Genomic DNA, 13,849 nt, shown 5'->3' on the forward strand with positions numbered 1-13,849 from the left:
CCGTTCTGTTGCCATATGTAATCATTTTCTGCAAAGTCAATCCATGCCGCGCGCTCAGATTCCCTTATCGTTTCAAGATGTCTGCCAGCGCTTCATTCAGCGTATCGTATGCAAAATGAAAACCTGCCTTGCAGAGTCGGTCCGGAATCACCCAGCGGCTCTTCAGCACGAGTTCCGTTTCCGTACGTATAAGCCTGGCCCCCAGCTCAAGCAGCCATTTAGGCGACGGCAATCCCATTCTGCGATTCAACGCAAGCCGAAGCTGCTCCATCAGTTCCTTGTTCGTCACCGGATAAGGAGATGCACCATTAAAAACCCCGCTCAGCTCTTCCTTCTCCTGCAAAAACAGAATCATGCGATACAGATCCTCCACATGGATCCAGCTGAACCTTTGCTTACCCGTACCTTGGACGCCGCCGAGCCCGAATTTTACCAAGTTAACATAAGGCGTCATGACGCCACCGCCAGGTCCCAGCACAATGGCAATGCGCAGGGCGATTTGTCTCGTCTGAGGCAATCGGAAAGAGAAAAAAGCGCGCTCCCATTCCTTGGCGACCTCGACGGAGAAGCCTTCGCCGATCTCGCCCTGCTCCTCCGTCATCGGTTTATCTTCGGCATGGCGATAAATCGTGGCCGTGCTGGAATTAAACCAGGTGCGCGGAGGAATACGGCAGGCCTCGACGGCGCTGCCGAGTATGTTCGTTGTCTCTGTTCTCGATTTCAGAATAAGCTCCTTGTTGTTTTCATTGTAACGGCAATTAACGGATTTGCCCGCTAAATTTATGAGCATATCCGCCCCCTCCAGGGCAGCGACGATGGCTTCGCGATCGTTCCATGCGATATGACCCTGCCGTCGGGAGATCATAAGTACCTGTGCTTGCTGCTCATTCGTGAATTTTTTCGCAAGATAAGTTCCGATAAAACCAGTTCCACCAGCTAAAACGATCTTTTTCATAGAATAGAATCAGCTCATTTCTCTATGTTTTATCCACATCATATACTCCATTTGACCATCGTTTCTTCCAATATACCATTTTTTCAATAGAGATAAAAAGAAAACACCCTCCTCATAGAGGGTGTTCCATTCATACGAAACCTACTTCCTTGGCATCGAAAACAAATACGTGGAGAAATCACGGTTAATGTAATCCTTAAAATGCCTCTTGTCAGCTACGGGAAAACGATCCAGTTCCTCTGTTGTCCACTCGCTCAAATGGGTCTCGAACTCATTGCCGTATTCAGCGCCCTGCGGCCAGTCTGTTCCAATCGGAATATTAAGCAGGACAAAGCGGGATTTTTCAATGCAGGTCTGCAGCAGGACGAGCGCCCGCTCTTTTGTAAAATGCTCCAGAACGTCACCGAGAATGATTAAATCGAATTGTCCCGGCTGGACCTGCGTTTGCAGATGATCGTAAGCATCCGCTACGTGGATTTTATTATAGAAGCATTCGTGGTAGGTATCGATATTGACAGGGTAAATCTCGATTCCTTCGATCCGCGTGTTCCAATACGCGCGAAATACGCGTCCTTCCCATACGTCCAAATACTCCCGGCAGATCATGCCCCAGCGGCCAAAACCTACCCCGATATCCAGAACGGACTTGGGAGCTACATAGCGGATCAGATCCACGCAATACGATAAATTCTGCCAGTTTGACGTCCCCATTCCCATACCTCCATTCGGAATCTTAACGCCCCAAATTCATCATCATATTCATCATTCGATAACGCTTGATTCATGACGCTCCCCGGCTTTTCCATTCCAACCTAATCCAGTGTATTCCTGGCCTTCCATTCCGGACTCGTCAGTTAACCATTTTCGTTGCACACATTTCGCTCATAAACAAAAAAAGATCCCCGAAGGGATCTATCCTTTTAATAATGAGGTGATATGATTCTTCATGAACTGATAGCTGCCCTGATCATCCTTCTTCGCATAGAAACGAAGCCCGTCCAGCGCCCGAAATAGCTGATAGCACAGCAGCCTTTCTTCAAAATAGGGAATCTTCTCGCCTTGCTGCTCCATCGCTTCCTGCAGCCGCTTGGGAAATCCCAGCATCGGATACCACATATGAATAACGGAGACGTCCATCATGAAATCGCCGAACATGGCCATCTCCCAATCCACGATACCGGTTACGTTTTCGTTCTCTCCAAGCATGTTGCCCAAATGGAAATCACCATGGACAAGATAGCGCTCCGATGGCGAATAGCGAACAAGTTCGATCATCGTTTGGTAGATCTCTTCGAAAAATCCTTTTTCCAGAAAACTGTGCTCATACAGGCTCTGCCATCCATGGTAGAAACCTTCTTGCTCCGCATCGAATACAGACGTCAGGTGGTCCAGCCATGAACGATGAGCAGCCTTGCCTTCCGGAGTAATCCACCCGAAGCCCTCATGGGACTCTCCGATAGGGGTATGAAGGATCCGCATGAATTGCTGGACGATGTCGGGAACCAGCCCTCGAATTTGTGCCGGCTCAAGAGCGCTTATCGGCGTACCGGGTACTTTATCCGAGATCGAGTAATGGATATTCCCCACGCTACCGATCTTATGGATTCGAGGAATGGGCAAGGATTGATCACCGTACATACTGTAGATTTTGTTTACTTTATGAAGGCTGTCCCCATTATCTTTAAAATGAATGACATAATCGGCATCGCCCTTACGATAACTGAATACCTTGCTTAATTCTCCCATCTCGATGGGGGTGACATTCAGCACCGTCTCTCCTTCAATCTGCTGGAGATGGCTTACCGCCTTATCCAAAGTCATCTCCGGCTTGAATGTCTTCATAACCCTTGCCCCTCCTTCGTCTCCGTATTCAGGTTCCTGGACGCATTCCATCTTCGATATAACAGAGGAAACAACTCATACAGATTACATGAGATACTTGATGCGGATATATGGATAGCAGAACCCGTCATGCCTTTATTCATGCTCATGAGCTTCCTTTTACAGGCGGGATGCCTGGACATCAAAAGTTCAGGATCATATACATCGATCCCTATAAACTTCTCATTCTTAATCTGATAGATGTGAATGTTCTTGATTTCGCTCCACGCGACGGCTCCGGCGCTCGCATAGGAGGATCTATCGACGATTCCCTCCCGATGGATCAGGAGTGCAGGCTCCGATTGAACAAGCTTGACGATGGAAAACACCAGTCCCATGCCAAAAAACAACGCGCAAATGATTCCAACTAATACGATAAAGATGTTGCTCGAGGTTAACCCTCCGTACACTAACCCGCTGCCTACCAACACAAATGCCAGGGAACCCACCAGCATTTTGGTCACCTTGGGATAAATCTTGATTTCTTCTTGTTCCTGCATAGCTCGCACTCCCTGTTTCTATTTACAATATCTAGAGGATATCATCCGATCGTTATGAATCATAGCTAACCTCGAATTCTTTAACGAATACAGCCGTACCGGAAATATAGACGTCCATGGTCTCTTCAAAGCGATTCACTTGAACATCGACTCTACCGTCTTTCCCCATTTCCTTGCCTTGTTCAACGATAAATCGTGCGGAGGGGGCCTCGGGATTCAAATAGGTTAAATAGTAAGCTCCCATTACGCCTGACGCGGTTCCGGTTACCGGATCCTCGACGGTGCCTGAATACGGTGAAGAGAAATGTCTCGCATGCATGAACGAAGACTCGTCGATCGTCTCCAGGCAAAAAGGGTGCAGAGAGGCTTTCGGATTGTCCGTTAATATATCCGGGAACATGGCATTATGAGGCACCATCCGCCCAAACGGCTCCAGCCCCTTAATCGGTACCAGCAATGTCCAAATCCCCGTGCTTCCATATACGATCGGCATTGCGAAATCCAAATCCTCGCGCTGCAGGCCCATGGATGATGCCAGGCGGTCAACATCTCCCTCAAAGGGCAGGAATTGAGGATGATCCTGCTTCATCTTCATGGTTAGCTTTCCTTGAGCATCCTGAAATTCGATCGGCAAATTGCCCACTCTTGTCTCAATCCACACGGTTTCTTTGTCAGGGAGCAGCCCCTTGGTCTTCAAGGCATACATCGAAGCCATGGTGGCATGGCCGCACAAATTCATCTCATGTCCGGGCGTAAAATATCTTAATCGGACATCTGCTTGCTCCGATTTTACTATGAAGGTCGTTTCATTGAACCCTACGCTATGGGCGATGGCTTGCATCTCCTTCTCTGTCAGCTCGTCTGCGTTCAAGACCACGCCGGCAGGATTACCCATATTAGGCTGTATGGAGAATGCATCATAATGAAGTACATTTATCGATTTCATGTCCTTTAGTTCCTTCTTTCAATAATGAATTAAACGGAGAACAAAATTTGAGAAGATTTTACCATTGGACATGGGTTAAATCCAGACCAAATTTACAATCAGCAGCCTTCACCCGCCAAACTTCGTTTAGCCAGTCCCTGCTGTTCGACGAGGCGCAAGCCAAAAAACGGTCTATGTGACCGTTTTTTTGTCAGCCGCATTAAAAAACGAGCTTAAAGAAGCGATATTCGTCATTTTTTGATACGCACGGGTTCAATTTGGCGCTCGACGGTTCATTTCGTACGCCGACCTGAATATATATCTGGCATATTCTTTGGAATGGACTATACGCGGGGGGTGATGTATTGATCGCTATTAGCCTATGCATGATCGTAAAAAATGAGGAACATCATTTGAACCGCTGCCTGTCCCGGATTGCAGACATCGTGGATGAGATCGTCGTTGTGGATACAGGCTCCACCGATCGCACGAAAGAAATTGCCAGGGCCTTTCAGGCGGTCGTTTATGATTTTGAATGGATCGACGATTTTGCGGCTGCGCGAAACTTTGCTTTTAGCAAGGCCACCCAGGACTATATCCTGTGGCTCGATGCCGACGACGTGCTGCTTGAAGAAGACCGGCTGAAACTAATAGCGCTTAAAGAAAACCTTGCGCCCGACATCGATTCCGTGACCATGCTCTATCATTTGAGCTCGGACGAATTCGGCAATGTCACCTTCCGTCTACGGCGCAATCGTCTTGTCAAACGGAGCAGGGCCTTTCGATGGATCGGGCCCGTCCACGAATATTTGGAGGTGTACGGTCATGTTATGAATAGCGATGTTGCCATTACCCATCTCAGCTCGAATCATGATCCGGACACCGGCCGGAATCTCAGAATCTATGTGCAGCGCGAGGCAGCCGGCGAATCGTTCACCCCGCGGGATCTGTTCTATTATGCGAATGAACTAAAGGATCACCGTCTTTTCGAGAAAGCGATCGATTATTACGAACGATTCTTACATACGGAAAAAGGCTGGATCGAGGATGTTCTCTCGGCCTGCAGCAGGCTGTCCGATTGCCATCACGAGCTCGGAAACGGGCAAGCCGCATTTGAATCCTCTCTCCGATCCCTGCAATATGCGCCGCCGCGGTCCGAATTCTGCTGCCGCATCGGTTACCATTTTCTCGAGAAAAACCAATATGATACGGCCATCTACTGGTATAAGCTGGCTACCGAGCTTAAGCTGCCTCCGGATTACATGGGATTTCATAACCCCTCCTTCTCCACATGGCTTCCCCATCTGCAATTGGCCGTTTGTTACGACAGAATCGGAGCTTATGCGATTGCCAATCAGCATAATGAGAAGGCGCTTGCCTACCGACCGGGCGATGAGACCATGCTGGCGAACCAAGAATATTTTCGAAACAAGCTGCAGGAGCTTCAGCGTGACGATGAGAGGCAGAGCTCATGACGACCCAGGGGCGCAGACGCGTTTTGATCGGCAGTCCTGTACGGCAGAAACCGGAGATTCTGGACCATTTCCTTACCTCATTGCTGCGGCTGGAACAAAATTCCCTGGAGCTGTGCTACTTCTTTATCGATGACAACAACGATGAATTATCCAGCGCCAGATTGAGCCGATTTATGAAAGAAGTTAACCGGGTGGTTATCCACAGCGCCCATACGCCTGATGATCACGAATATATCCGCGACGAGACAACCCATTATTGGAACGATCGATTGATTTGGAAGGTAGCCGATTATAAGAACAAGATCATTCAATATGCGCTTGACCTACGGTTTGACTATCTGTTTCTGGTCGATTCGGATTTGCTGCTGGCACCGCAGACCCTGATTCACCTCATCGCCACCGACAAAGAGATCATTTCGGAAATCTTCTGGACCCGTTGGCAGCCGGACTCACGCCCCCATCCCCAGGTGTGGCTCAAGGATGAATATACCCAATACGAACAACAGGCGGGCGAAACGTTGGACGAAGCCCAAAAGGAACATCGCTATCAACAATTCGTGAGCCGGTTAGCGGAGGCCGGCGTGTATGAAGTCGGCGGACTCGGAGCTTGCACTTTAATCAGCCGCCGGGCTCTTGTGCGCGGGGTTAACTTTAAACCCATCTACAATTTGTCCTTCTGGGGAGAGGATCGGCATTTCAGCATCCGGGCGGCTGCGCTGGGGTTCACCTTGTATGTAGATACGCACTACCCGGCTTACCATATCTACCGTGAAAGCGATCTTCACCATGCCGGACTGTTCCTGAAGGCAACGGATAAGACTACATCCATCCCCGAGGTTACTCGAAGCTGCCTCGAGGAACGAGAAGAGGGCTGTCTCACCCCCATTGATGCGAATCGCCGCACGGCCCGCCCATCGCTCACCCTGACGATGGTTCTGAAGAATGAAGGCCAACGCTATCTGCGGCAAGCGCTTGAACGGCATCGGGACTACATTGACCAAGCCGTTATTATCGATGATGCAAGTACGGATAACACGCTGGATGTATGTATGGAAGTTTTGAAGGGAATTCCGCTGCGTCTGATCAGCAACGAGGCATCCCTGTTTCACAACGAGGTTGAGCTGCGAAAGCAACAATGGCGCGAAACCTTGAACCTTCATCCCGAATGGATTCTGAATTTGGATGCGGACGAATGGTTTGAGTCTTCCTTTACGGCTGAGCTTCCTTCCATGCTGAAGCAAAACGAGTTCGATTTGTATTGCTTCCGGCTCTATGATTTTTGGAACGAAACCCATTACCGGGACGATGAATGCTGGAGCTCGCATAGAACCTATCGCCCTTTTCTTCTGCGTTACCGTCCCGAAATGAAGTATTGCTGGAAAGAGACGGCCCAGCACTGTGGAAGGTTCCCGGCGAATGTATTCGATCTTCCCCACCATCTTTCAGCCATTCGCCTTAAGCATTACGGGTGGGCCAAACCGGAATATAGGCTGGAGAAGCTCAAGCGTTATCGTCAGCTCGATCCTGAAGCAGAATTCGGCTCGAAAGAACAATACGACTCCATTCTGGAGGAATCGCCTACGCTTGTTGAATGGATGGAATAACGAATAACCATAAGAGGAAGCGATGGAATTGAAAATCATTCATACCTTGCCCTTATTCATTCGGGAGAGCTCGCGCGCGAATGATTTACACATGGCCAGCCTGGCGTTAAGCAGTCTGCAGCGCTCCCGGGAGCATAGGACGGTTCTGTTTAATCAAGGATGCCTTACGAATGAAGAGCTGCACGAATGGCTGCAAACGTTAGGCCTATCCGGTGTTATTCTCGGGAACGGAGCGAATATCGGCATCGCTGCCGCCAGGCAAGCCTGTTTTGAATTCATATGGGAGCACTTCCCTGAAGCAGGGTACATCTCCGAAATTCATGTCGACATGCTCTTTCCTCCGGATTGGCACGAGCCTCTTCTTCGTTATCTGGAATGTAACGACGAACCTATGGTATCGCCCGGCATCGTTACCTCAACCGGAGAAATGCAGCCCTTGGGTGAGTTCATTGTTCTTCCGAATACACCGGGTGAGCTCAGCGAAACGCTCCAGCGGCTGTCAAGAAAAGGGATTGCGGATGGATTCGTGCATCCGGTCGTTCACCGTGCGGAAGCCCTTCGCCATATTGGAGGTTATGATACTCGATTCTTATCCGGCAAGCAGGGGTATGAGGATGACAGTCTGCTTCTGGGCATGCGGTATTATATGGGAACGCGCACGGCATGGAGGCCGAAATGCTGCCTGGCCTCCTGGGTATACCATGCAACCATGGCCCAACGCATGTCGATGCCGGACAAATACACCGAATTTTCCATGAACGAGGCTGGCCTGTTTCATCAATACGGGGCGTACGGATTGAGAGAACTGGCTGAGATTCACAACGGCTCCGGTGAGTTCCACCGGCTGTTTCGCAAGTACACGCCAGAACACAAAGGGGTGACCGAATGATATGCTGCCGGATGAACGCCAGAAGAAGATTTGGGATCAGCTATGGTCCCGGGAGGTATCCTATCACTGGGATTCACTAAGCCAAACCATCTACGATAAGATCATGGAGGTTACAGGAGGCATCGAAGGGAAGCGCATACTCGAGGCCGGTTCCGGAACGGGCAAGATTTCGCTGCGCCTGGCTGCTGAGCATGCGGAAGTGACGCTGGTCGATTATTCCGAGAATGCGCTGTACAACAGCCGGAGCGCCTTTTATAGCGCCAAGGTTCCGGGCACCTTTGTTCTCTCCGATATTAGGGAGATGCGGCTTCCTGACCAGCACTTTGATCTAACCTGGAATGCGGGGGTGCTGGAGCATTTTGAGGGAGAAGAGCGGATCGCGATATTAAGGGAAATGAAACGGGTTACCAAGCCGGGAGGAACGATGCTGATCCTCACCCCTTTTGCGGAATGTTTGCCGTATCGTGCGGGAAAAGAAGCCGCCGAACAGTTGGGCACCTGGATGTATGGCATGGAGCATCCCGCCTCCACGCTCAGAAATCAATTTGAGCGGTGCGGTATAACATTGATCGAGGAGAGCAGCATCGGCTTTTTGGACAGTTTGGATTTTCTTGATTTCATCCGGGATTCCCAGACCGTCAAGCATTGGCTGACGATGTGGTACCATAGACTCCCTGAATACGAGAAGCGCAATGTGCCCGGATACCTGCTCGTCAGCGTTGGAACGGTTGGACCGTTACCCGAGGCTGACGAGCGGCAATGCAGGCAGCCTCTTGATGATGATCTATCGCCTGACGAGAAACTGTCCCGTGCCCAAACGATCATCTCTTCCTATCATGCCAAGCGGAATGGGAGCCACTATCTGTCTGTTTACAAGGATGAAGAAGCCAGCTACTGGTACCCGCTGCTTCCGATCCTGGACTCGTTGCTTGTGAACCGGGGCGCCAAGGTGCTAGATATCGGCGCTGCTTACGGTACGCTGCTAATGTACAGCGTATTGTCCGGAGCTCAAGCACACGGCTTGGATCACATGACGGATTACTGGTCCGTGGAACTGGAACAGGACTACGGGATCGGGTGGAGCCAGTGCAATGTGGAAGCCGAGGATATTCCGGGAAACGAACGGTACGATATCGTTCTCTTTACGGAAGTGCTCGAGCATATGAATTACAATCCGATACCGGTTCTCCGCAAAATCCATGACAAACTGATGCCTGGCGGAAGCCTGCTCATCTCAACGCCGTGGAAACGGCATTTTGCACCTTCTCGTCATGATCCTGATCTCCTCGATATGCCTTACTACCGGATAGGAGACGGTTTTGTTGATGCCGAGATGAAATATTATTCGATCGATGAAATGTATGTACTCGCCGAAGCGACGAATTTTCAGGTGAAATCGCTGGAGATCTATAACGGCCATCTGCTTGCCTGGTTTCTGAGAACGCAGCCGCCTGGAATTTGACCTCATCCCGCTTTACCCAGAAAGATTCTTATGAACAGACAACAGCCCGGCTCATCTTTAGAGCCGGGCTGTTGCAGCATGCTGTTCTAACTATTTAACAGAGACGGTAATGGTTACGGTCTTCGAATTGTACTGCCCCTTAATGCGGGCGGTTCCCTTCGCGATCGCTTCAATGCGTCCGTTCGTTACTTTGGCCACGCTGGAGTTGCTGGTTGTCCACACGGCGGTGTCCCCAACACTCGTTTTTGCGCCGGTATCATATTCGGCCGTAACCGTTACGGTTTTGACGTCACCGGGCTTCAAGTTCAATTTCTTCTCGCTGGCGATCAATTTCGTCATCTTCGGAACCACGTTTACCTTAACGGTGACTTCTTTGCCTTGGTATGAACCCGTAATCGTTGCTTTACCCTCGGCAACCGCTTTAACGGAGGTTCTGGATACCGTTACAATCGCGGTGTCCGAAGAACTCCAATTCATCTTGGATGAGAGCGAAACCGTTTTGCCGTTGCTGTAGTAGCCTGTAACTTTAATCGATTTGGATTTCTTGATGTTGAGGTCAATATTCTCCGGGTCTACGACAAACTTAACGACTTCCTGTTCAACCACGACCGGAATCTTGACTTCTTTGTTCAAATAAGTGCCTTTCAGCGTTGTCGAGCCTTTCGTTAAGCCTTTGATCGTACCGTCTTTAATGACAGCCGCAGATCCAGTCAGCGACCATTCGATGGAAGAGGTCACATCGCTCTCTTCGCCATCCTCGAATACGGCATTTACTTTCGGCAGCGCGTTGCTTCTGCCTATAACCAGCTGATACTCCTCTACATCCGGCAGCAGCACCAGCACTTTTTCGTTAACCGTAACCGGCAGCGTCGCTACTTCTCTGGAACCGATCTTACCGGTGATTGTTGCTGTGCCGGCATCGATACCTTTGATTTTGCCGTTTTCGGTCGTTACCACGTTCTCATCGCTCGATGTCCAGGTCACCGCGCTGCTGAAATCCTCTTCCTCGTCGTCCAGAAGCGTTCCCGTCACTTTAGGGAAGGATTTGGATTCGTCTTTCAGCACATCCAGCTTCGTGTCCTCTGTTTCAAACTTGGTCACCGTCGGATACACCTTAACGGTAAATTCTTTGCTGATTCCGAGGTAACTCACCTTGATGGTGGAGGTTCCCTTTGCTCTTGCTGTAATCACGCCACCGTTGACGGATACCGCCAGCGGATTGGATGAGGTCCATTCCCCGGCCACGTCGATGGATTGGGAAGCCGCATTACGAACCTTGGCTTTTACCGTAATCGAATCATTCATAAACAGAACCGGATTCTTGACGAAATCCGTCTGATCCAGTATCAAAGCTTCATATGGATTGCGCACATACACATCCAGCTTGGCAGTCGAACCCAAATAGCTCACGCTGATCGTGGATTTGCCCAAAGCCACCGGCTTCAGCTTGCCATCCTCAATCGTTGCTACGGAAGTGTTGGACGATTTCAGCTCTACCTTGTCCGTTACGTCCGTACCCGCATCGGTCTCCGACTGCTTGGCGAATACTTTAAGATCCACAGGCGCATCACCGACTAGCAGCTCCTGATCCTCGCCCGGAACGATCGCAAGCTTTTGGTAAGGAGCGACGACTTTGACCGTAAAGGACGCCTTGAGCCCTTTGTAATCCGCAGTCACGGTTGCGCTGCCCAGACCTACGAGGGTCAGTTCCCCTTTGCTTACTTTCACTACGCTGTCATCGGAAGTGGTCCACTTCGCTTCCGTTGTCACGTCGTTCGTTCCGTCAGCCAATGCTTTAACGGTTAAACCTTCCGTTCCAAGCTTATGCTCCACTTTATCCGGCTGATCCAGCTTGAACTCGTCGATGGCAAATTTGACGTCGACATCAATCGTTTTGATTGCGCCTTTGTATTTTGCCGTAATACGGGCCGTACCCTTCTCCAGCGGAACAATGAGACCGCCGTCAACCTTTACGATTCTCGTGTTGGACGAAGTCCACGTCGTCTCATTGGTTACGTCCTTCTTCGTGGAAGATCCTTCAATGTTAGCCAATACGCGAAGTTGTTCCGTTGTTTCATTAACGGTTAAGTAAATTTTGCTCTCGTTCGTATCAAATTCAATCGATGTTACGTCCCCGGAGGCGGCGAATACGCTGGTTGGAAAAACCATCGCCAACATCATCACAACGACAAGAAAAATCTTCGTTGTCTTTCTGTTTAAGCTCATTTATTTCTCTCCTTTGTACCTTCTGTCTCGCAGGCTTTTTTTCCAGTCTCTCTGTATATCGACAGTCCCGGTTAAAATCGTTACCTTCCAAGGCCAAAATGGGCACAAAGTAGGATATTTTCCCATCTTCGGTTGTTCAAAAAAATCTAAGAATCGTTCCTTCCCCCACTATTCGGTATCGTAAAAGATCATATGCTCTTTGTCCGTTCGGTAATAGTCCAGTCTGTCCTGCAATCCGCCAGTATGAAACTCGAACATGTGGCCGTCCGGATCCAGGAAGTAAATCGACTTCTTATCCTTCTCGTCCCTTGCCCTACCCGGCAAAATCTCCACTTGGAGCGATTGAAGGCGAAGCAGCGTCGGCTCCACATCCTGCTCATCGATGGTAAATGCAATATGCGTATAGGTTCTGTTTGCCGTGCTTCGGTCCACGTCTTCTTCGTTTAGAGCAATCCACAGCCCGTTCAGATCGAAATAAGCCAGCTTTCGCCCTCTGACCAGAAGCTTGGCTCCAAACACGTCCCTGTAAAAATCAATGGACCGTTCTAAGTGCGAAACTGAAAAGCAGAGATGGTTAATGGCCTGCAGATTCATTGTTCGGCGGCTCCCTTTCTATATAGATTCAATGATGTCCAGCACATGCAGCGGTTGACGGATCTTCTCATACCCGCTCTCCATAAACGTATTGTACCAATAGGCGTGATATGGCCTTAATCCGGCACTGCCCGCGCCTCTCAGCTCATCTGAACCGCCGTCCCCGATAAACAGGGAATCCTCCGGTCTTACGGATAAGCGCTCACAAGCCAAGCGATAGATTTCTGCATTCGGCTTGGCTACCCCAACCTGATAAGAGAAGATAACGTCATCGAAGTAGGGGGCCAGTCCGCTCTGGCCAAAAGAAACCACCTCTTCTTCCGAGCAATTGCTGATCAAGCCCAGCCTCAGTCCCCGTTCACGCAGAAGTTCCAGCAGCCTGCAGATCTCCTTCGAGATTGTTTGGAAAGGAATTTTCTTCTCGCTGACTCTCGACTGATATAGGAATTCCACGTGTTCCTGAGGATAGGGCAAACTGCGAGAATCCAGAATGTCACGGATCACCGAATGATAGTCGGGAAAATGCCCATTCATTCTTCGCTCCGAACGAGTGCTCCACTCCTGTTTAAACTCCGCTTCCGATAGCCCGAGTCTATCCATATAGTCATAGGATCTCTTGGATACCCGCTTGCCGTCTGCGAACTCCGTGATTAACGTCTCATATAAATCGAAGAACACCGCCTTGACCGCCATCCCGCATCGCTCCCTTCGTTAATCGGCGAGACCTGCCGCCTGTGGTATTCTTGCAGGATACCGCCTGACCGTTTCCTCCAGAACCTGCCCTGTCTTCTCATCCCATATCTCGCTTAATTCAAACGTCCCCTCTTCGAAAAACAAAGGAAACCTTCGTTTAAACCAAGCCTGCATGGGCAGTTTCAATGCCTCTTCGCGATCCACCCATAACAGCTCCCCTTCGGGAGGATGCTCCAGCAGCTCCCCTTCAAAGGAAGTGGCCAAATAATTAAATACCATGTACCGAAGCCCCGTATTCGGTTCACAGAATTCTTCAAGGCCTTTATAGATGATGTCCTTCACAATCAAGCCGGTTTCCTCCCGAACCTCCCGAATGGCTCCGTTTACAATGCTTTCCGGAAAATCCACCTTGCCGCCGGGGGCAATATATCCGGGGAATCCTTTGTCATCCGGTCTGTTCATCAGCAAAATTCTGCTTCCGTCTTGTATCATGCACATGGTGTACAGCTTCACTTCGGTCTGCAACCTCATCCCTCATTCCTGTCCGATCTGCTTGGTTATAGTATACATCCCCAAGGGCTGGAAGACGATACGATGGACGGAGATTCATGTATATCGGTTGTCCCTATTCACCGGTTGTTAATC

At 49.8% G+C, this 13,849-nt stretch carries 13 protein-coding genes; 4 read left to right on the top strand and 9 right to left on the bottom strand.

All coding sequences use genetic code 11. From position 1 onward, the window contains the following. Positions 1-64: 64 nt before the first annotated feature. The 5 genes from MHI43_RS22050 to MHI43_RS22070 form a co-directional block, all read right to left on the bottom strand. Positions 65-955 carry a TIGR01777 family oxidoreductase gene (locus tag MHI43_RS22050; RefSeq protein WP_015736460.1) on the bottom strand — a complete coding sequence of 297 codons (891 nt, stop codon included), beginning with the start codon at positions 953-955 and terminating at the stop codon, positions 65-67. Positions 956-1,096: 141 nt separating this feature from the next. Next, complete coding sequence (locus MHI43_RS22055; RefSeq protein WP_009589841.1) at positions 1,097-1,666, bottom strand: methyltransferase domain-containing protein; 570 nt, start codon at positions 1,664-1,666, stop codon at positions 1,097-1,099. A 201-nt stretch (positions 1,667-1,867) separates the two neighbouring features. Continuing rightward, on the bottom strand, positions 1,868-2,797 hold the full coding sequence (locus tag MHI43_RS22060) for an aminoglycoside phosphotransferase family protein (RefSeq protein WP_036664084.1): 930 nt from the start codon (positions 2,795-2,797) through the stop codon (positions 1,868-1,870). Continuing rightward, positions 2,794-3,336, bottom strand: coding sequence for an STM3941 family protein (locus tag MHI43_RS22065; protein WP_036664086.1), 543 nt, complete (start codon positions 3,334-3,336; stop codon positions 2,794-2,796). The genes MHI43_RS22060 and MHI43_RS22065 overlap by 4 nt, the downstream gene beginning before the upstream one ends. Before the next feature lie 52 nt (positions 3,337-3,388). Beyond that, positions 3,389-4,282: a PhzF family phenazine biosynthesis isomerase gene (locus MHI43_RS22070; protein WP_015736462.1), complete on the bottom strand. Its 894-nt coding sequence runs from the start codon at positions 4,280-4,282 to the stop codon at positions 3,389-3,391. 344 nt (positions 4,283-4,626) lie between these two features. On the opposite strand from MHI43_RS22070, the gene MHI43_RS22075 reads away from it, so the two are divergent. The 4 genes from MHI43_RS22075 to MHI43_RS22090 are packed head-to-tail and all read left to right on the top strand — an operon-like array spanning position 4,627 to position 9,691. After that, complete coding sequence (locus MHI43_RS22075) at positions 4,627-5,736, top strand: glycosyltransferase family 2 protein (protein ID WP_155989910.1); 1,110 nt, start codon at positions 4,627-4,629, stop codon at positions 5,734-5,736. After that, positions 5,733-7,340, top strand: a complete 1,608-nt coding sequence (locus MHI43_RS22080; protein ID WP_015736464.1) for a glycosyltransferase — start codon at positions 5,733-5,735, stop codon at positions 7,338-7,340. Before MHI43_RS22075 ends, MHI43_RS22080 begins: the two co-directional genes overlap by 4 nt. Before the next feature lie 22 nt (positions 7,341-7,362). Next, on the top strand, positions 7,363-8,229 hold the full coding sequence (locus MHI43_RS22085; RefSeq protein ID WP_015736465.1) for a hypothetical protein: 867 nt from the start codon (positions 7,363-7,365) through the stop codon (positions 8,227-8,229). Position 8,230: 1 nt separating this feature from the next. Continuing rightward, positions 8,231-9,691 (top strand): methyltransferase domain-containing protein, encoded by a 1,461-nt coding sequence (locus MHI43_RS22090; protein WP_015736466.1) that lies wholly within the window; start codon positions 8,231-8,233, stop codon positions 9,689-9,691. A gap of 90 nt (positions 9,692-9,781) precedes the next feature. Here the strand turns inward: MHI43_RS22090 and MHI43_RS22095 are convergent, their stop codons facing one another. The 4 genes from MHI43_RS22095 to MHI43_RS22110 all read right to left on the bottom strand — a co-directional run bounded on the left by MHI43_RS22095 (position 9,782) and on the right by MHI43_RS22110 (position 13,735). Continuing rightward, the gene (locus tag MHI43_RS22095) at positions 9,782-11,917 is read right to left on the bottom strand and encodes an Ig-like domain-containing protein (RefSeq protein WP_015736467.1); all 2,136 of its coding nucleotides are present in this window, start codon (positions 11,915-11,917) and stop codon (positions 9,782-9,784) included. A 168-nt stretch (positions 11,918-12,085) separates the two neighbouring features. Further along, complete coding sequence (gene fosB / locus MHI43_RS22100) at positions 12,086-12,511, bottom strand: metallothiol transferase FosB (RefSeq protein WP_015736469.1); 426 nt, start codon at positions 12,509-12,511, stop codon at positions 12,086-12,088. 18 nt (positions 12,512-12,529) lie between these two features. Then, entirely contained in the window at positions 12,530-13,204 is a 675-nt protein-coding gene (locus tag MHI43_RS22105) for an HAD family hydrolase (protein WP_036664090.1), read from the bottom strand. Positions 13,205-13,222: 18 nt separating this feature from the next. Next, positions 13,223-13,735, bottom strand: coding sequence for an 8-oxo-dGTP diphosphatase (locus MHI43_RS22110; RefSeq protein ID WP_036664091.1), 513 nt, complete (start codon positions 13,733-13,735; stop codon positions 13,223-13,225). Positions 13,736-13,849 lie beyond the last annotated feature (114 nt).

The sequence above is a fragment of the Paenibacillus sp. FSL H8-0457 genome (assembly GCF_038051935.1).
GTDB classification, from domain to species: Bacteria; Bacillota; Bacilli; order Paenibacillales; family Paenibacillaceae; genus Paenibacillus_AQ; species Paenibacillus_AQ lautus_A.

Excerpts from the sequence above, each read along its gene's own strand:
- MHI43_RS22090 (WP_015736466.1), top strand. The coding sequence starts at position 8,231 with ATGCTGCCGGATGAACGCCAGAAGAAGATTTGGGATCAGCTATGGTCC.
- MHI43_RS22060 (WP_036664084.1), bottom strand. The coding sequence starts at position 2,797 with ATGAAGACATTCAAGCCGGAGATGACTTTGGATAAGGCGGTAAGCCAT.
- MHI43_RS22095 (WP_015736467.1), bottom strand. The coding sequence starts at position 11,917 with ATGAGCTTAAACAGAAAGACAACGAAGATTTTTCTTGTCGTTGTGATG.
- MHI43_RS22055 (WP_009589841.1), bottom strand. The coding sequence starts at position 1,666 with ATGGGGACGTCAAACTGGCAGAATTTATCGTATTGCGTGGATCTGATC.
- MHI43_RS22050 (WP_015736460.1), bottom strand. The coding sequence starts at position 955 with ATGAAAAAGATCGTTTTAGCTGGTGGAACTGGTTTTATCGGAACTTAT.
- MHI43_RS22070 (WP_015736462.1), bottom strand. The coding sequence starts at position 4,282 with ATGAAATCGATAAATGTACTTCATTATGATGCATTCTCCATACAGCCT.
- MHI43_RS22110 (WP_036664091.1), bottom strand. The coding sequence starts at position 13,735 with ATGAGGTTGCAGACCGAAGTGAAGCTGTACACCATGTGCATGATACAA.
- MHI43_RS22065 (WP_036664086.1), bottom strand. The coding sequence starts at position 3,336 with ATGCAGGAACAAGAAGAAATCAAGATTTATCCCAAGGTGACCAAAATG.
- MHI43_RS22085 (WP_015736465.1), top strand. The coding sequence starts at position 7,363 with ATGGAATTGAAAATCATTCATACCTTGCCCTTATTCATTCGGGAGAGC.
- MHI43_RS22080 (WP_015736464.1), top strand. The coding sequence starts at position 5,733 with ATGACGACCCAGGGGCGCAGACGCGTTTTGATCGGCAGTCCTGTACGG.
- fosB (WP_015736469.1), bottom strand. The coding sequence starts at position 12,511 with ATGAATCTGCAGGCCATTAACCATCTCTGCTTTTCAGTTTCGCACTTA.
- MHI43_RS22105 (WP_036664090.1), bottom strand. The coding sequence starts at position 13,204 with ATGGCGGTCAAGGCGGTGTTCTTCGATTTATATGAGACGTTAATCACG.